Below are 18,874 nucleotides of genomic sequence, written 5' to 3' on the forward strand. Positions count from 1 at the left end.
TCCGTATAGTGAATACAATGCCTAGAAATCACATGAAAGGGCGATGGTATGACAAAACCCATCATCGGTGTGTTAACCTGGCGATCTGGACGGACGTTTGCAGAACCTGGCTATTTTAAAAGGCTACTCCGTGCTTCAAAGCGACTGGGAGTGGTTCTTTATCTGTTTTCCCCACAAGATGTAGATGATAAAGCCAAACTAGTGCAAGGATTTTTTTGGTCCCGTGAAAAAGGCTGGCTCTCCAAGCGCTTTCCTTGGCCGGATGTAGTTATTGATCGTTATCGTTATCGATCTGATCAAGCTTTTAAGAAGTATGTAGATTTTCGTAAACGAAATCATATGTATTATGCAAATCACCGACTGGCTAACAAATGGAAGGTACACCAGATCTTGTCCACAGAGCCTACTATGGAGCAGTGGCTACCAGAAACCTATTTGTATACAGAAAAGAGATTAAAGCAACTACTAGAAAGGTACTCCCATGTCTATATTAAGCCAAGCAATGGTACAGGTGGCAGGGGGATCGTAAAGGTAGAACGTGCAGAGAATCATTATCACCTGGTAGGAAGAGATGATCAGCGAAAGAAAATCAGAACGACGTGTAAAACACTTCTTGAGACAAACAAATGGCTTACTAAATGGAGAAAAAAGGATAAATGGATTGTACAGCAAGGCTTGCAATTAGACCTGATACCAAAGAGATCAGTAGATGTCCGTTTGCTCATTCAGAAGGAACAAACAGGAGTTTGGGACGTGACCGGTATGGGAGTTCGAATCGGTCCACTTCACTCAGCTACCTCTAATCTACATGGTGGGGGACAGGCAAAAGAGCTGGCTCCGTTTTTAGAATCGTTATTTGGAGCAGAAGGAGCACATATAATTATAGAAGAGTGTCATCAATTAGCAAGACGAACGGCTCTCACAGTCGAACGACATTTTGGTCGGATGTTGGAGCTTGCACTTGATATTGGCATTGATGTAAATGGATATATCTGGCTTATTGAGGTAAATCCCAAGCCTGGCCGGGAAATTTTCCGGGAATTAGGACAAATACAAACCTATCAGCAATCGATTGAACGTCCGATTCTATATGCAAAGTATTTGGCTTCAGTCCAGTAATACAAATTAGGTATAGTAAATAAACAACTTCATTTTGTATTGGAAAGAAATCGATCACGAAAGTAAATATAGGAATAAAATATTCAGGCGCCCGTGTCCTAATGAAATGAACGGCTACCGCCTGCTTTTTTTCGTTTCGAGGATGGACAAGAAAAACTATACGTTTTAAAAGCCGATAGGAGTAGAAGGAGAAACGAGTTTATGAAAGCTGAGAAATTTTTTACACATCCTGTTGGTATAGCTGTTGCAGCCACAGTAACTACTTTTTTATGGGGGAGTTCTTTTCCCTTTATTAAAAAAAGCTATGAACATTTACAAATCGGCAAGTCAGACATCTTTGAACAAATGCTGTTTGCTGGATATCGTTTTGTGCTGGCTGCTCTGGGGATCTTATTGGTGATGCTATTGCTGCGTAAACAGTTAGGGTACCAAACAGGCTCCTTGAAGCGATTAGTGAAGGTGGGAGCTTTTCAAACATTTTTGCAATATATCTTTTTTTATATTGGTCTTAGCTACAGTTCAGGGATCCAGGGCTCTATTATTGCGGGGACTACCTCCTTTTTTCAAATTATCCTGGCCCATTTTATGTACAAGAATGATTCATTAAGTATACGAAAATGTGTGGGATTAGCAATTGGATTCCTAGGTGTTATTATTGTTAATTTACCAAGTGGTGGTTCGATGGGAATCACATTTGGAATAGGAGAGATTTGTTTATTGGCCGCTATGTTTTGCGGTGGATTAGGAAATATCTTATCAAAGCAAGAAGCAGCACATCTCGATATTCTATATCTGACTTCTTATCAAATGCTACTGGGGGGATTAGGTTTACTTGCGGTTGGAGCTAGTCAGGTAGGGATAATGCCTTTTCAATTTGATTGGAACACCACCTTGATGCTGTTCTATTTGGCATTCATTTCAGGCGCTGGTTTTGTACTATGGAACAACATCATGAAATACAACAAAGTAGGGAATGTTTCCATGTATTTATTCTTGATTCCCGTGTTTGGAGTGCTACTCTCTTCTGTTATGCTACAAGAAGCAATCCATCTCGTGGTAATAATTGCTCTAGTTTGTGTAGCAGGGGGTATTATCATTGTGAATAAACAAAAGTCAGCAACATCTGTTAAAAACGCTGTACAAAAAGCAGGAAAACCAATCAACTAAATAAATATGTGCATTCACCCACCCTCTCTCTAAGGCATATGGTACAAAAGGGGAGGGGTGTTGCAACAGATGCAGGTTGAATTTGGCTGGCTTCATGGGATATATGTTCTTTTTATCCTTTTCATTATTTTGCTTATGGCACTAAGGAGAGATACGAGTCTTGTCAGTATAGTAGGTATTGCTGTGCTGGGTTTTGTGGCAAGTGGCTCTATGTATACAGCAGTAGAAGGAATCTTTAACAGTTTTATTTATGCAATCAACGAGCTGTTACCTACCATTCTGATTATTTGCGTAATTGTTGGCATGAGTCTGGTATTATCGGCTTCTGGAGTAAATGAAACAATGATTACACCTATGACATTTTTTATCAAAGCTCCAGGCCCAGCTTACTGGATCATTGGGATTTCCATGATGGTTATTTCATGGTTTTTCTGGCCATCACCAGCAGTGGCTTTAATTGGTGCTGTTGTGCTTCCTGTTGCTGTCCGTATAGGCTTACCTGCGATAGGTGTTGCCATAGCGATGAACTTATTTGGCCATGGGATTGCACTATCGAGTGATTTCATCATTCAAGGTGCCCCATCTCTTACAGCGGGGGCTGCCGGGATAGCGGTGGAGGATGTCATACGTGCGAGCGTTCCTTTAATTATGGTCATGGGACTTGTTTCAACAAGTGTTGCGTTTTATTTGTTACGTCGAGATATGAAAAATGGAAAGTTACAAGTCGATCCAGATTTTTTACCAAATAAAACTTTTGTAGAGGATAATGGAGATATAGGAACGATAATAAAAGAGGATGGTACAACAAATACTTCCTCGCTTTCAAAGCCATTTCGTATTTTCTTTTCCATTCTTGTCCCTTTATTGTTTGCCTTAGATGTTGTAGCTATGTGGCTTTTTGATCTAAGAGGAGGGGATGCTACAGCTTTAATTGGTGGAACGGCAATGTCAATTACGTTACTAGTCACTTTATCTACACACAAAAATAGAGGGTTAGAGAAGACTACAGAGTATCTGATTCAGGGTTTCCAATTCGGTTTCAGAGTTTTCGGACCCGTCATTCCGATAGCAGCCTTTTTTTATATGGGAGATAGTGGTTTTACCAAGGTATTTGGTGAAATATTACCTGCTGGTTCCCAAGGAATAGTTAATGACCTTGGGGTTGCTTTGGCTCAGATGATTCCGTTAACCAAAGAACTAGCAGCAGCGACTGTTATGGGAGTAGGAATAATAACTGGTTTAGATGGCTCTGGATTCTCTGGTATTACTTTGGCTGGGTCGGTGTCCCATCTTTTTGCTTCCTCAATGTACGATGGGGTTGCTACTCTTACAGCTTTAGGTCAAGTGGCAGCAATTTGGGTTGGTGGTGGTACGCTAGTTCCTTGGGCCTTAATCCCAGCAGCAGCAATTTGTGGTGTAAGCCCGTTCGAGCTAGCAAGACGCAACTTGATTCCCGTTTTAATTGGACTAGTTGTGACGACAATTGTTGCTGTTTTTCTCCTATGAAAGAAAAGACCAGAGAAAAGTGGACAGATACTCTGGTCTTCTTGATTTACGTATGGTTTTCGTTAGCTAAAACTTGATCTCTTTCCACACTGCGCTTCATTAGGAAAGTGAATCTCCAAACTTTCCTTCAAAAATGGTTTCTTCTAATTCTCGTCTATTATTAGGGATCTCACGTTCTTGGAATGCTTCTGATAAAGCCTCTTTTTCTCCTTGATAACCAATAGCAATAACAACTTCAGCCTCGTACTCTTCTGGAATATTCAATAGCTCACGGGCTTTGTCAGGATAGAAGCCACCCATAGCGTGAGTGACGAGCCCTTGGCGAACACATTCTAAAGCTAAATACCCCCATGAGGTGCCAGCATCAAAGGAATGAGAACGAAGCGGTTCACCACGTGAGGAAAGCTTGCGAGATAAGAGAAGGGCAAGAACAGGAGCCTTGTCACACCAAGCGGTATTACCCGGCATAATGAATTTTAGGAAGGTAGCTCGATCTTCTGGTGTGCGTGCCAAAATATAACGCCATGGCTGTTCATTACTGCCTGATGGAGCCCAACGTGCTGCTTCAAATATGCGATATAATACTTCAGCTTCTACAGGTTTTTCTGCAAATGAGCGAGGAGACCAGCGATTTAAGTAAATAGGATCGATAGCATGTTTACTTTCCCGATAAAATTGTCCCCATGCAGATTTTTCACTACGTTCCATTGGATAATCCCTCCTTTTTTTGTTGAAGCAAGAACCGTTGACTGAATTTTCTGGAACAAATACATACTTTAAGTATAGCAACGCTCTTACTTTTTGGCACTTCTAAAAATTTATTTGTGATCATTTCATGTGCTTTTAGGGTATAAATAGCTTACAAATGTATATTCAGAGGGGTACTGATTTTGTTTACATAATAAGATTATGAGCAACCTTTTCCTACATCATTTCCACATTTCCTCCATACTCTTGCTTTATCTACTCGCTAAGATAAGCATAGAAAGGCGGGAAGAGTATGCAAGAATTAAAAGCAGCACGCTTAGAAATATGTGCCATGTTAAATCAGTGTCAGTCTTGCAATTTGCCTCTGCTTCATCGCCGTCCTGGTCAAAAAAAACGGAACAATCAGTTCTGTACGACCCAGTGTAGTTTTTACTGGGAAATTCAGATGAAGCGACGTAGTATGGAGCGTTTGCAAATACAACGCAGGACACTGCTTGGAGTGCCACGTACAGGGATGATGGAACCAGATGAGCAACGAGTTCTCGTTCTTAGTTAAAATAGCATAGATAGATTTGCGTGCTTTCAGTTAAAAAGAATGAAAAAAAGTCGACAAAAGCCCACAAAAAGTACATCATCTGTATCTAAATCTGTTTCAAGTAATTGTAGGTTGATTAAACAAATAGTGGATACGATAAGATAGTAAAGGCTTCATGTAAATAAGAGAACCGAACACTAGGAAGGGTTGCTATTTTTTGCTTCACAATGTTTTGTGAGAGTAAACATAGCAACCCTTCTTTCATACATAAAAATAAACCCATGTCTATTCTTGTAGAAAATGTGCAAATAAATTAACTTGTACATGCCACTGTTTCACTCTATCCTATAGATAAGAATTCAAATCGGAACTGGAAGCAAGAGGAGGTAACCTATATGTCAAAAGATTTACTTGAAATGCTAGAGGAGCTACATGAAGACAAACAACGATATGTACATTACTTAGAACAAAGTAAAAAATCTCTCTCGCAACTTACCATGACAGAGGGAGACACTCATTGCGCAGAAACTATTAAACTTCTGCAAGCCACCGAATCGGAAGTAGAGACCTTACAAAAATTAATTTCTTATATTGACTTTAAGATAAAGCTTTTACGAGTAAAAGAATATGCTTCCTAAGAACCTCATCTCCCCAGATGGGGTTCCTTTTTCGTAGTTAGTACCCAGATTACTACATAACAAGTTGTCACCTGTTCGTATCCTATCCACATCTGCTACAATAGGAGCATCAGCGATAAAAAGATAACGGAGGGAGAATCACATGTCACAAAACCAGGATCAACAACCACAAAATCAACTTACAGAGCCTAAAGTCAATAAGGAAGCTAAGGTGGTAATTTTTACTTTTATTGGTTTAATGGTCGTTTGTGTGTTTATTATTGGCTGGTTTATGTTTCTCCGCTAGGATACAAACGAAGAAAGCAGGTGTAGCAGTATGACAGAACGATCTCTACAATTAGGTGACATCGTTACAGTAAGGCATCGAACGGGGGAGTATATCAGTGAGATCATTGAGCTGACGCCGAGTAAAGCGTTGGTCAAAACGTTAGCAGTAATCACACACCCTACACAAGGTGATTTACATAATTTGTACGAAACCAATGTGCCTTTGTTTCACCAGCGCAAAGCAATGGCGTTTCTTGAAAAAGTATATGTTCCAACAGCCGTTTTGCGTCCCTATCTTGGGGAAAGCGTGCCAACCTACCTCGAGTCTTTACACCAAGCTTTGCATAAGATAGAAGAACAATTGCGAGAGCGAGACGATGAGTATGCTAATCTTGCACTACATCAATTGACTCAACTGCGCGACGAATATTTTTTATAAAAGAAACCCCTCTTTGGTCATAAAACTTAAAAAAACAGGGAACCCTAGTAGAAGGTAAGACTCTGAATTTTATTAAACCAAAGGGGGTTTTTATGTATGGCAGCAGGATTAGGTGCACATGAGGTGCTAGATTTACATGAGGTCTTAGATGGCATGATTAACACTAGCAACAATATGCAGATGTATCGTGCTTATGTTAGAGACCCACAATTAATGAGTATACTGGAAAATCAATTGCAATTTCATTTGCAATCTTACAATATGCTCATTTCTATTTTGCAAAAGACGAATTATCAAAGCTCCGTTCAAGAGCGTCATATGAAAAGGCTGGGGTATGGACAACCTACATATGGATTGCGTCAACCTGCTCCGGTGGCACCTTCTACTTCAACACAGGAAATAGATGATCGAGACATCGCTAGTTGTATGCTCGGTCTACATAAATCTGCTGCTACTATTAAAATGATGGCGACATTGGAATGTGCAGATCCGACCTTGCGTCGGGCTCTATCACAAGCTGCCGTTAACTGTGCAGATATGGCATATGAAGTGTGGCAATACATGAACCAGAGAGGCTATTATCAGGTGGCTACTTTGAAGGAAGTAACTACGCAGACCATGATCAATACGTATCAGCCGACGATGAACCAATCATTTGGTCTACATTCTCCCGTCATGAATCAATCAATTGCGAAGCCATCTCCACAACTGGTTTCACAAGTCCAACACATGAATCAAACAAACGCATCGATTTTACCTCATCATACGTATGCTAATTACTCTGGAACTACAGCTAGTATTGATTTGCAACACAATAATCAAAATGTAACAACCGGAGTAGGGAATCAACCTTTGCAACCTCAAACACCGGATCATAACATTTCTCACGGGGAGCAACAACCATCTGCTGCTAGTATTTTTAGTAATCATGTAGGACATGCTCCACATCCAGCTGAATAAGCAAGCACAATACATCCCGATAAAAGCCACCATCCTTATTTATATGAGGCTTTTACTCGGGATGTTTTTGTGAACTCAGGTATCATCGAAAGTTTGGCAATGTTCATGTTACTTGTTTTGTACTATAATAGGGAAGTGTTTATATAAAAGGAGAGTTTTTAATGTCTCAGGTTGTCATAGATGCAATACTTTTTGGAATAGTTGCTCTGGTTCTCTTTGGAGCTATGGTTTACTATATTAAAAAATGGAAATGAGAAGAACGCTAATCTTACCAAGTAACAGGGAGAGATTAGCGTTTTTATATTTTATAAGAGTGTATATGGGCGTCCTATTTTACCTGTAGTAATGCCTTACTATCTCCATTTACAATGATGTCAATGTGATTTGAAATCTTTTCAATGTCCCATTCCCACCATGCCACATTGAGCAGGGTTGCAACGATGTCGTCTGAAAATCGCTTCTTCAATTCTTTGGAAGGATTTCCTCCTACAATCGTGTATGGTTGAACGTCTTTTGTTACAACTGATTTAGCCGCAATAATGGCGCCATCTCCAATTTTCACCCCTGGCATGAGGCAAGCATCCATACCTATCCAAACATCGTTTCCAATCACGGTGTCTCCTTTAAATGGAAGTTCTTCTAAAGATGGTGTAAACCTTTCCCATCCATGACCAAAAATGCTAAAGGGATAGGTGGAGAAGCCATCCATCTTATGATTAGCCCCATTCATGATAAAGGTTACGCCAGAAGCGATCGAACAAAATTTACCTATAATCAGTTGGTCACCATATATTTCATAGTGGTGTAGAACTTGATCTTCAAAATTTCCATTTCGACAGTCATAGTACGAATAGTCCCCCACAATAATATTTGGCTTTGTGATGGTATTTTTAATATATTGTAAGCCCTGATATCCCTCGATCGGATATTTTACATCTGGGTTTGGTCCTGTCATGATTTACTCCTTTTTGATTAGAAATAAAAGGCCAAAAATTTTAATAACAACATAAAAACTCCTAATCCACTTTCTGGATAGGAGGAGGTTGACTAATCATGGACAGAAATAATACACCTGATACAGGGTGTAATTATTCCAGCTATATAAAAAAGCCCGCACTAATCCTAACTAGAAAGTGTTTCGTATTGTACGAAATTTTCTTTTTCAAATAGGATTAGTTGATCATTGGACTTTTGTTCACCCTTTCGAATTACATTCTCCTTAATATAGTTGAGCAGATGTGTCTTGTCAAGAAATGTTAAATTGATTCATGAGCCAATCTGAAAAGGAAAGAGAGGTAAATTCAGATGGTGGGGTTTCCTCTTTGAAGGAATAAATTATAACATCAATGAATTTCTAGTTTATAACAAAAAGGAAAGGCGACATAATCGCCTTTCCAATTCAAATGATTAGTTTAATTTAATGATTTTAATTGTAACTCCACTTACGCTACTACTATTGATAGTGAAAGCATTATTCTGTAAATTTCTAAGTTGAAGTGTTGTGTTAGCTGGGATTGAAATAATAGCTTCTCTTGAAATTTGTATAGCAGAATTTGCAGAATCACTATTGGTAGTTACGGTAGATGTTTTAAAATCAGGGATTTCCTTGTTATTTATCATTAAGCCAACTTCAATATACTCTGGTTTCAATGTGCTGATTGGCATCACTGCTACGACGAAGTAAATGGAATAGTCTCCTCCTTGAGCAATGTGGATAGAATCTGAATTAACTAGTGAAACTCCTCCAATAGCAGGACCAATAGTGTCAAAAGGTATAGCTTCATTTGAAGGTATTAACATAGTCTTGCTTAGCTGGAAGAAACCGTACGCAGGAGAGAATACTCCAGCTGGGCCAGTAGGACCAGTAGGACCGGTAGGGCCAGTGTCTCCAGTAGCACCAGTAGGACCAGTGTCTCCGGTAGCGCCAGTAGCGCCGGTGTCACCAGTAGCACCAGTAGGGCCAGTGTCTCCGGTAGCGCCGGTAGCGCCGGTGTCTCCAGTCGCTCCAGTAGAACCAGTGTCTCCAGTAGCGCCGGTGTCTCCGGTAGCGCCAGTAGCGCCGATGTCTCCAGTCGCTCCAGTAGGACCAGTGTCACCAGTAGCGCCGGTAGGGCCGGTGTCTCCGGTAGCGCCAGTGTCTCCAGTAGCACCAGTAGCACCAGTAGCGCCGGTGTCACCAGTAGCGCCGGTGTCACCAGTAGCGCCGGTGTCTCCAGTAGCGCCGGTAGCGCCGGTGTCTCCAGTAGCACCAGTAGCGCCGGTGTCACCAGTAGCACCAGTAGCGCCGGTGTCACCAGTAGCGCCGGTGTCACCAGTAGCACCAGTAGCGCCGGTGTCACCAGTAGCGCCGGTGTCACCAGTAGCGCCGGTGTCACCAGTAGCGCCGGTGTCACCAGTAGCGCCAGTGTCTCCGGTAGCGCCGGTGTCTCCAGTAGCGCCAGTAGCACCAGTGTCTCCAGTAGCACCAATGTCACCAGTAGCGCCGGTAGCGCCGGTGTCTCCAGTAGCGCCGGTAGCGCCGGTGTCTCCAGTAGCACCGGTGTCACCAGTAGCGCCAGTGTCTCCGGTAGCGCCGGTGTCACCAGTAGCACCAGTAGCGCCGGTGTCACCAGTAGGGCCGGTGTCACCAGTAGCACCAGTAGGACCGGTGTCACCAGTAGCACCAGTAGCACCAGTGTCTCCGGTAGCGCCAGTAGCACCGGTGTCTCCAGTAGGGCCGGTGTCACCAGTAGCACCAGTGTCTCCGGTAGCGCCAGTAGCGCCAGTAGCACCAATGTCTCCGGTAGCACCAGTGTCACCAGTAGCACCAGTAGGGCCGGTGTCTCCAGTAGCGCCAGTAGCACCAGTGTCTCCAGTAGCACCAGTAGCACCAATGTCTCCAGTAGCGCCGGTAGCGCCGGTGTCACCAGTAGCGCCGGTAGCGCCGGTGTCACCAGTAGCACCAGTAGGGCCGGTGTCTCCAGTAGCGCCGGTAGCGCCGGTGTCTCCGGTAGCGCCGGTGTCTCCGGTAGCGCCAGTGTCTCCAGTAGCACCAGTAGGGCCGGTGTCTCCAGTAGCGCCAGTAGCACCAGTGTCTCCAGTAGCGCCAGTAGCACCAATGTCTCCAGTAGCGCCGGTAGCGCCGGTGTCTCCAGTAGCGCCGGTAGCGCCGGTGTCTCCAGTAGCGCCAGTAGCGCCGGTGTCACCAGTAGCGCCGGTAGCGCCGGTAGCGCCGGTGTCACCAGTAGCACCAGTAGCGCCGGTGTCCCCAGTAGCACCAGTAGCACCAGTGTCTCCGGTAGCGCCAGTAGCACCGGTGTCTCCAGTAGCGCCGGTGTCTCCAGTAGGGCCGGTGTCACCAGTAGCACCAGTAGGGCCGGTGTCACCAGTAGCACCAGTAGGGCCGGTGTCTCCAGTAGGGCCAGTGTCTCCAGTAGCGCCGGTGTCACCAGTAGCGCCAGTAGGGCCGGTGTCTCCGGTAGCGCCAGTAGCACCAATGTCTCCGGTAGCGCCGGTGTCTCCAGTAGCGCCAGTAGGGCCGGTGTCTCCGGTAGCGCCAGTAGCGCCGGTGTCACCAGTAGCACCAGTAGGGCCGGTGTCTCCAGTATCGCCGGTAGCGCCGGTGTCTCCAGTAGCGCCGGTAGCGCCGGTGTCACCAGTAGCGCCGGTAGGGCCGGTGTCTCCAGTATCGCCGGTAGCGCCGGTGTCTCCAGTAGCACCAGTAGCACCGGTGTCTCCAGTAGCACCAGTAGCACCGGTGTCTCCAGTAGCACCAGTAGCGCCGGTGTCACCAGTAGCACCAGTAGGGCCGGTGTCCCCAGTAGCGCCAGTAGCACCAGTGTCTCCGGTAGCGCCAGTAGCGCCGGTGTCTCCAGTAGCACCAGTAGGGCCGGTGTCCCCAGTAGCGCCAGTAGCACCAGTGTCTCCGGTAGCGCCAGTAGCGCCGGTGTCTCCAGTAGCACCAGTAGGGCCGGTGTCACCTGTAGCGCCAGTAGCACCAGTGTCTCCGGTAGCGCCAGTAGGGCCGGTGTCACCAGTAGGACCAGTGTCTCCAGTCGCTCCAGTAGGACCAGTGTCTCCAGTAGCTCCGGTAGCGCCGGTGTCTCCAGTAGCGCCGGTAGCGCCGGTGTCTCCAGTAGCGCCGGTATCGCCGGTGTCTCCAGTAGCACCAGTAGCACCGGTGTCACCAGTAGCACCAGTAGGGCCGGTGTCTCCAGTAGCGCCAGTAGCACCAGTGTCTCCGGTAGCGCCAGTAGGGCCAGTGTCACCAGTAGCGCCGGTATCGCCGGTGTCTCCAGTAGCACCAGTAGGGCCGGTGTCTCCAGTAGGGCCAGTGTCTCCGGTAGCGCCGGTGTCTCCAGTAGCACCAGTAGGGCCGGTGTCTCCAGTAGCACCAGTAGGACCAGTGTCACCAGTAGCGCCGGTAGCGCCGGTGTCTCCAGTAGCACCAGTAGGGCCGGTGTCTCCGGTAGCGCCAGTAGGGCCGGTGTCTCCAGTAGCACCAGTGTCTCCGGTAGCGCCAGTAGGGCCGGTGTCACCAGTAGCACCAGTAGCACCAGTAGCACCAGTGTCACCAGTAGCGCCGGTAGCGCCGGTGTCCCCAGTAGCACCAGTAGGGCCGGTGTCTCCGGTAGCGCCAGTAGGGCCGGTGTCCCCAGTTGCTCCAGTAGCACCAGTGTCTCCGGTAGCGCCAGTAGGGCCGGTGTCTCCGGTAGCGCCAGTAGCGCCAGTAGCGCCAGTAGCGCCAGTGTCTCCAGTAGCACCAGTAGCACCAGTAGCGCCAGTAGCGCCAGTAGCACCAGTAGCACCAGTAGGACCAGTAGGACCAGTAGCGCCACCACTAGTCTGTAATAATTCGATGTCATCAACAACTACATCAGCAGTAGTTAGGGAAGCAACTTTTTCAATAATAAGCAAAGCTTGAATCGCTGTTGCTGGTACAACAGAAGTTGTTTCATAGATGGTAGTCCAAATATTAGCTGTGTTATCCGGAAGGTGACCTACAGGAATTGTAAGATTGAGTCCAATCCCAACAGGGGTAGCTGTTACATCTAAATAGAGAAGGGCAATATTTACTTGAGGGCTTACTAAATTCCCTAATTTTGCGATGGATAGTAAAAATTCAAAACTATCTCCAGGTGTTACAGGCACTGCTTGAAACAATAAGCTATTAGCTATATTTCCAAATAATCGTGCACTAAAAAAACCGGTATGACTCTGTAGATTTGTAATGGCTACGTTTATAGAGCTCCACGGGATCAGGGTTCCCGTTTCAAAATCACCATTTACAATTTTGTTACTAAAAGGCAACTAAACCACCACTTTCATGAAAAAGGTCTTGGTGCTAGTACATCTTATGTTGCCCTTTCTATTAAGGGAACGGTAAGTATCATTAGATTGAACTCCCAATTTCGAAAGAAAAGGATTACCTGAAATAATAGAATGTATGAAAATAAATACCACAAAAAAAGATGAAAAAGCTCAATCTCATCAAAACTTATAGAATATAAAAAAGCAGAGATTACAAAAGAATTTATATTAGAAAAATAATTTTACTGCTAGGATCGTTTCACGAATGTTGAGTTTCTTGGATAGAGCAAGAGAGACAAAGTAAAATCTTCAAGCTATATAATTAAGGAAGCAAAAAAATAATGGGTTAATGAAAAGGTTTAAAGCTGATAGGGGCTTGACTCAAGAAGAGAGCAGAGGGCAATTTTTTTAAGGCTTCACTTTTGAAACCTACATAACGTGAAGAACAACAGAAGAGGTTCACTATTATAATATTCGGTTAATGATAAGCGATTCTAATTTTTATCTTATCATTTCATATGAGATAGTACCGGCGTAGCTGATACTACGCTGGTACTATCTAGACTAATGTACTTCTGCTTTCAAACTATACAGTTGAGTGTGTAAGGTTTTAAGCAATCTGAGCAAGGTTTCCACATCTTCAGGGTTCATGCTTTCTAAAGCAGTTTCCATAACATGATGAGCTGAAGAATGGTTATTGATAGTTTGAGATAACTTGTCCCCTTGGGGTGTTAACGACAAAATGATTTCACGTCTATCTTCGGTAGAAGGTTCTCTAGTAAGATAACCAAGCGCTACTAGCCCATCTATAGAGATACTCAACGTACTTTTGGCTGTTAACAAACGATCTGTTAATTGTTTTAGTGTTTTTAACTCTGGATGAAAGCGAATGACATTTAATATCGCTAATTGTTGTAAAGTAAGGCCAGCGTTGGCAGCATCTAGTTGGGTCAATTTGGATGTGATACGATTGATAGCCCAAAATGATTGCAGAAATTCAATGGATTGTTTCATACCTAACCTCCCATTTTATGTATTCATTCTCCATTTCTATCGTATCTGACAAATAGTTTATGTTTGAATTGTTCAATATTGAACGAATGTATGCATAAGTTTAGTCGATCATTTATAAATTGTAAAGGATGTTTTCAACACACATAGGCATGAGCCTGCATATAGTATAGTAACCGATACGACTAAGAAAAGTGATCGGGAGGTTGACGGGATGGATTTATCTGACATCTAACCGTGTGTTACGTATGGGTGTTGTTCGTCTATGACAAGGAACGAGGGGGATTTCATATGCCAAACCATGTGCGCCATATTTTCGCAGCAGTCTATACCTCCAAAGGGTATTACAGTTTTTACGATTCCATTTTACAAGATATAAATTACCTGTACCTGATAGACGGCCCAATCGGCACTGGGAAGTCGGCTGTTCTTGATTCGATCCAAGAGAGATTGGCTGAACAAGGAAGTAAGATACAAGTAGTTCATTCTCCATGGGACCAAAAAGATATAGATGCTCTACTATTACCAACCCAACAAATCGCCATTATGGATGGAAACATTTATGAAAAGGCAGTTGCCAACAAAACAACCTATAAACTATCTCTTATTGACATAAAAGAAGCTTGTGATACATCACGACTTACCCAATCGGAAAACAAGAATAAGGAATACGAAAAGCAGATGGAGGCTGAATTAGAGGAAGCGTATGCTTGCTATCGTGATGCTTTGTTTGTCCATGATGATTGGGAGAGAATTTATATTAGTAATCTAGATTTCGAAAAAGCCAATATGGCAGCAGAAGAAGTCTGCCAAACGATCTTTGGAGATATTTTTTTAGAGAAGGAATCGCGTGTGCAAGAATGTTATTTTGGTGCAGCTACACCAGGAGGCAATGTCGATTATATTATGAGCTTAACGGAAGAGGTAGTGCGGTACTTTATTAAAGGACGTCCAGGATCAGGGAAGTCTACGATGTTAAAAAAAGTGGTACAGATGGCAAAACAGCGTGGATTTAATATGGAAATTTATCATTGTGCACTCGACCCAAATAGCCTAGACATGGTCATTTTACCGGAAGCTAATGTAGCGATCTTTGATAGTACAGCTCCACATGAGTATCTTCCAAGCCGATCCTCCGATCAAGTTATTGATATGTATGAGCGAGCGATTACTCCATTTACGGACGAAAAATACGCTTTTCAATTACGTTCCATATTGGATAAATATAATCAGACAGTCAAACAAGCAAAGGACCATTTAATTCAAGCTAAATCGTTACGTGATCAAATCGTTAATGAGAATAAACAGGCTGTTGATTTTGAAAAACTACAATTAATCACAGATCGACTACTAAAACAGATTATCGGGGCATAATTGATGGTCTACAAGTGGAAATAAAACGCGTTCCTGCTTGGTATCGGGCCCAGGAACGCGTTTTTCTAATGAATCGTCAAGTTACAAAAATGAAAAAGTTAAGGAAGAACCACAAAATGAGTAGTCAAAGGTAATTCACGTCCGCTAGAAGGGTGGTTTAAAACTTTACCATTATAGTAAAAGACACTGGAACTTCCACCATCTAGGTTGTATGCGTCACGCACCTTGAATTCAAGCAATTTACGTTGTGCTTCTTCTAAGGTAACGCCTTTGCTACCGCCTTTATTTCGTCCGTCAATTACAATAAATAACAGGTCTCCATTTTCAAAGTTTCCGATCAGTGTACGCGGTTCACGACGGTTTGCCCATGCTTTTGGAATTGTTTTTTTCTGACCATTTTCCAGAAGGATTGGCAAGAAACTGGCTCCCTGCATGATACCGTTCTTTTTCACTTGCTCCTGTGATGTAAGACGTCCACTGTGCAAGCGACCGTTTTTGTTAAAGCCGACAAAACTCAGATTCGGATTATTGGAAAATGTCTTGACCTGACCATCTACCACTGTAATACCGAGTGGAGCAAGCTTGCCATTACGTTTATCAAAACCACCTGCATTAACTGCTAAAACGGCACCTTTTCGTTTCGCTGCATGACTAGTCGTTTCCCCACTACTATAGATGCTATCGTTTGCCAATACCATTTTCAGCGCATTGGGGTTAAACAGATGGACTTTTGCCATATAACCGCTATATCCTGCCTCTTTAAGCGAATACACCTTAATTCGTGAATTTTTACCGAAGTTTTGACCAATCGGATCGCCTAACAGATTAGCGAGGATTTCATCTACTAATCCAGTAGATTGCTTCGTCTGATTTTTGCTAGCTGCTACAAGGTTATCAAGTTGCTTCTGATAATGCTCTGCTTCTTTTTTATCCTGATCAGCCGTTTTACGTAGACTTGCCAAGATGTCTTTCGTTTCATTAGAGGCTTTTTCCAGCTCCGAAATATGAGCAGCGAGTTGAGCGCTCTTTAACGATAGCTTGTCCATATTGGCTTCCAAGGGTGAGGGCTCGGCAAAAGCAAGCAGAATCCCACAAAGGGGAGCCAGCAATAAAGCAAAAAACAGATTCAGCTTAGAAAGCACGAGCAGCATCCTCCAGTTTTTTCAGAGAGCCCTTCAGTTCTGCCAATTGTTTATCCAATGTTGTAATCCGTTGTGACAGGGCTTGCTTCGTTTTGTCTGTTCCAGAGATGGTCTCACCAGTTAATGCTAATTCTTCTTTAATTCCATTCATCTCTGACTGTACATTTCCCATTTGTGTTTCAATCATCTTAATCAACTCATCATTTTTGGCTTCCACCATGCTAATGCGCTGGTCCAGATAACTCTGTGAAGTAGTGATATAACTATGCGCGAGCTGAAAGCCGCCAAAGCATAATCCACCCCAGAGTAGCACAGTACCGGCGACTAATATTCCTTTACGTTTGGGTGCACTTAGTCGTTTTTGTTTTGATGGCCGCACGGCTGCCGAAGCAGATTTTGTTTGCTCCATATAGCTTTGATTCATTTCATTCCCTCCCATTCAAGAAATCAGGACAGTCCCTTGTAGTTAGGGAGCTTTTTACTTGTTATCTTTTTCGAAAAAGCTTGTCCAAACAAAAGGTATCTCAACAAGACACCATTCGCGTAATTTAGCGTCAGTACGACATTTTTTACATGACGCTCTATTATAACATGGAATGAATCACGTGTATTTTACCAATCAAATGGAAGAACCAAGGAATGACGTTATTTTCGGCAGTTATCTACTAGATCCGTGGAATTTCGCCGTTTTTCGATCTGTATAGGGTGTAGATATATTTATAAATTTTTGCTTTCAATCATAAATCTAGACTGAAAAGTTCATGTTATAAATGGAAAAGGACAGTTTTTTGATTTCATAAAACTGTCCTTTAACTAAAATTACTGTTCTTTCATTCCTAATTTATTGTTCCGAAAATTGTTTGATGGTAGAACTGATTGTTGCTTCCCTACATTCGGGTCTGATAATACAGTACATTCACGAAAGCTAAAATGTTTACATCCTAAGCATTTTTGACGTTCTAATTGAGTTAAGGCGTACTCAATAGCTTCACCTGTATGTTCAAAAAAGTTCTCTTTACCAATTACCTGTGCCAAGCCTGTTTTTGTTAAAACTTCTTTAGGCTGAGTTTGAATGCCAGATATGAGAACCTTTCCACCATTTTTTGCAAAATCGTTGACTACATTCGCAAGGTTAGACTCACCAGTGGTATCCATAAAAGGAACCTTTGCCATTTTAAGGAGTAGTACCTTAGGGCGATAATGTATGGTTTCCATAATCGATGATTCAAACATGGCAGCTGCACCAAAGAATAGAGCTCCTTCTATGGTAAAAATAGCTATTTGGGGACAGTCGTGTCCTTCCTTTACCATATGAGGAGACATTTTTTCGTGTTTTACCGTAGGATCAGGTAACACCTTTGCGACGGTTAATATGTCCCTCATTCGCTTCACAAACAGAATAACTGCCAATATTAATCCTACTTCGACCGCAGTTACTAAATCGGTTAGTACAGTCAGAAAGAAAGTGATTACTAATACAAGAGAATCACTTGTTTTTGTTTTTACGATATGGATAAATGCCCTGCGCTCGCTCATGTTCCAAGCGACAACCATTAAGATAGGTGCCATGCTGGCTAAAGGAATTGAAGAAGCCCATGGAGCAAACAACATGAGCACGATTAACACGACTAGACTATGAATCATCCCTGAAATCGGGCTCTTGGCACCACTTTTTATGTTGGTAGCTGTACGAGCGATGGCTCCGGTTGCAGGAATTCCGCCAAACAAAGGGGTAATCATATTCGCAATCCCTTGCCCTATTAACTCACGATTGCTTTTATGGCGGTTTCCAGTCATTCCATCAGCGACCACCGCAGATAAGAGGGATTCAATCCCTCCGAGTAGGGCAATTACGAAGGCAGGCTGAAGTAGCTGGACAATTCGATCCCAGGTGATATCAGGTATATGAAAACTGGGAAGGGTACTGGGAATTTCCCCATATGTGGAACCTATTGTGGCTACTTTCCCTTCAAAAAACCACGCTGCTAGTAAGCTGGATACGATCAGACCGATGAGTGATCCAGGTACCTTTGGAAAAAGCTTAGGTGTTATGAAAAGAATAGCGAAACAAAGAAGCGCCGTAACAATGCTGTATGGATTTATAGTAGACAGATGAATACCGAGCTCCTTCATATTTGAAAGAAAGTCTTGATGCCTTTGGATTTCTGTTAACCCCAAAAAATTTGAGATTTGCCCAGTAAAAATAATGACAGCTATGCCAGAGGTAAAACCAATGGTGACCGGACGTGGAATAAACGTGATAAGTGCCCCTAGCCTAAAAATTCCCATCAGGATGAGCATTACCCCAGCTAATAAACCGGCAATTAGTAAGTTCTCATACCCGTACTGCATGACAATTGCAAATAAAATAGGAATAAAGGCTCCTGTAGGACCCCCGATCTGAAACTTAGACCCACCAAATAAAGAAATAAAAAAACCTGCAATAATTGTTGTGTAAATTCCATATTGAGGATTAACTCCAGCAGCAATAGCAAAAGCCATTCCTAAAGGAATGGCGATGACACCTACAATTAACCCTGATATGAGATCATGTCGAAAATAAGTACCGTTGTAGTTCTCAAATCTTCCCGACAACTTCATTTCGAACCCTTCTTTTTTTATATATTTGATTATTTGAATATAAGGGGAATATACACCTGCTGATCCGTTCTTGTCAATGTAGGAAAAGAGCCCATTTATTTCATAAACATTTAGTCTA

At 43.2% G+C, this 18,874-nt stretch carries 16 protein-coding genes; 9 read left to right on the forward strand and 7 right to left on the reverse strand.

Annotated features, from left to right (window positions below):
* The first annotated feature begins 48 nt into the window (after positions 1-48).
* From ACQV1I_RS11105 to ACQV1I_RS11115, 3 genes are all read left to right on the forward strand, one after another.
* On the forward strand, positions 49-1,119 hold the full coding sequence (locus ACQV1I_RS11105) for a YheC/YheD family endospore coat-associated protein (protein ID WP_116334419.1): 1,071 nt from the start codon (positions 49-51) through the stop codon (positions 1,117-1,119).
* A 201-nt stretch (positions 1,120-1,320) separates the two neighbouring features.
* Positions 1,321-2,286: a DMT family transporter gene (locus ACQV1I_RS11110; RefSeq protein WP_116334418.1), complete on the forward strand. Its 966-nt coding sequence runs from the start codon at positions 1,321-1,323 to the stop codon at positions 2,284-2,286.
* A gap of 69 nt (positions 2,287-2,355) precedes the next feature.
* Complete coding sequence (locus ACQV1I_RS11115) at positions 2,356-3,792, forward strand: hypothetical protein (RefSeq protein ID WP_116334417.1); 1,437 nt, start codon at positions 2,356-2,358, stop codon at positions 3,790-3,792.
* A 99-nt stretch (positions 3,793-3,891) separates the two neighbouring features.
* Here the strand turns inward: ACQV1I_RS11115 and ACQV1I_RS11120 are convergent, their stop codons facing one another.
* Positions 3,892-4,500, reverse strand: coding sequence for a nitroreductase family protein (locus ACQV1I_RS11120; RefSeq protein WP_094698785.1), 609 nt, complete (start codon positions 4,498-4,500; stop codon positions 3,892-3,894).
* A 292-nt stretch (positions 4,501-4,792) separates the two neighbouring features.
* Here ACQV1I_RS11120 and ACQV1I_RS11125 point away from each other — a divergent pair, with 292 nt between their 5' ends.
* From ACQV1I_RS11125 to ACQV1I_RS11145, 5 genes are all read left to right on the forward strand, one after another.
* The gene (locus ACQV1I_RS11125; protein ID WP_116334416.1) at positions 4,793-5,056 is read left to right on the forward strand and encodes a hypothetical protein; all 264 of its coding nucleotides are present in this window, start codon (positions 4,793-4,795) and stop codon (positions 5,054-5,056) included.
* Between the two features lie 374 nt (positions 5,057-5,430).
* Positions 5,431-5,673: a hypothetical protein gene (locus ACQV1I_RS11130; RefSeq protein WP_094698783.1), complete on the forward strand. Its 243-nt coding sequence runs from the start codon at positions 5,431-5,433 to the stop codon at positions 5,671-5,673.
* A 142-nt stretch (positions 5,674-5,815) separates the two neighbouring features.
* Positions 5,816-5,959: a hypothetical protein gene (locus tag ACQV1I_RS11135; RefSeq protein ID WP_018669984.1), complete on the forward strand. Its 144-nt coding sequence runs from the start codon at positions 5,816-5,818 to the stop codon at positions 5,957-5,959.
* A 30-nt stretch (positions 5,960-5,989) separates the two neighbouring features.
* Entirely contained in the window at positions 5,990-6,379 is a 390-nt protein-coding gene (gene kapB / locus ACQV1I_RS11140; protein ID WP_018669983.1) for a sporulation phosphorelay system protein KapB, read from the forward strand.
* A gap of 96 nt (positions 6,380-6,475) precedes the next feature.
* The gene (locus tag ACQV1I_RS11145) at positions 6,476-7,339 is read left to right on the forward strand and encodes a spore coat protein (RefSeq protein ID WP_116334415.1); all 864 of its coding nucleotides are present in this window, start codon (positions 6,476-6,478) and stop codon (positions 7,337-7,339) included.
* A 328-nt stretch (positions 7,340-7,667) separates the two neighbouring features.
* Here the strand turns inward: ACQV1I_RS11145 and ACQV1I_RS11150 are convergent, their stop codons facing one another.
* The 3 genes from ACQV1I_RS11150 to ACQV1I_RS11160 all read right to left on the reverse strand — a co-directional run bounded on the left by ACQV1I_RS11150 (position 7,668) and on the right by ACQV1I_RS11160 (position 13,642).
* Positions 7,668-8,294, reverse strand: a complete 627-nt coding sequence (locus ACQV1I_RS11150) for a Vat family streptogramin A O-acetyltransferase (protein WP_116334414.1) — start codon at positions 8,292-8,294, stop codon at positions 7,668-7,670.
* Positions 8,295-8,746: 452 nt separating this feature from the next.
* Entirely contained in the window at positions 8,747-12,628 is a 3,882-nt protein-coding gene (locus ACQV1I_RS11155; protein ID WP_438769198.1) for an NTTRR-F1 domain, read from the reverse strand.
* Positions 12,629-13,192: 564 nt separating this feature from the next.
* Entirely contained in the window at positions 13,193-13,642 is a 450-nt protein-coding gene (locus tag ACQV1I_RS11160; protein ID WP_116334413.1) for a MarR family winged helix-turn-helix transcriptional regulator, read from the reverse strand.
* Positions 13,643-13,930: 288 nt separating this feature from the next.
* On the opposite strand from ACQV1I_RS11160, the gene ACQV1I_RS11165 reads away from it, so the two are divergent.
* Complete coding sequence (locus ACQV1I_RS11165) at positions 13,931-15,013, forward strand: hypothetical protein (protein ID WP_116334412.1); 1,083 nt, start codon at positions 13,931-13,933, stop codon at positions 15,011-15,013.
* A gap of 98 nt (positions 15,014-15,111) precedes the next feature.
* Here ACQV1I_RS11165 and ACQV1I_RS11170 read toward each other — a convergent pair whose 3' ends face one another.
* The 3 genes from ACQV1I_RS11170 to ACQV1I_RS11180 all read right to left on the reverse strand — a co-directional run bounded on the left by ACQV1I_RS11170 (position 15,112) and on the right by ACQV1I_RS11180 (position 18,756).
* A complete protein-coding gene (locus ACQV1I_RS11170) occupies positions 15,112-16,155 on the reverse strand; it encodes a phosphodiester glycosidase family protein (RefSeq protein ID WP_116334411.1) in 1,044 nt (347 codons plus the stop codon).
* Positions 16,145-16,579: a hypothetical protein gene (locus ACQV1I_RS11175; RefSeq protein ID WP_094702710.1), complete on the reverse strand. Its 435-nt coding sequence runs from the start codon at positions 16,577-16,579 to the stop codon at positions 16,145-16,147. The genes ACQV1I_RS11170 and ACQV1I_RS11175 overlap by 11 nt, the downstream gene beginning before the upstream one ends.
* 395 nt (positions 16,580-16,974) lie before the next feature.
* Positions 16,975-18,756: a SulP family inorganic anion transporter gene (locus ACQV1I_RS11180; protein ID WP_116334410.1), complete on the reverse strand. Its 1,782-nt coding sequence runs from the start codon at positions 18,754-18,756 to the stop codon at positions 16,975-16,977.
* Positions 18,757-18,874 lie beyond the last annotated feature (118 nt).

The organism is Brevibacillus sp. JB24b (assembly GCF_051713385.1).
In the GTDB taxonomy this organism is placed as follows: domain Bacteria; phylum Bacillota; class Bacilli; order Brevibacillales; family Brevibacillaceae; genus Brevibacillus_B; species Brevibacillus_B laterosporus.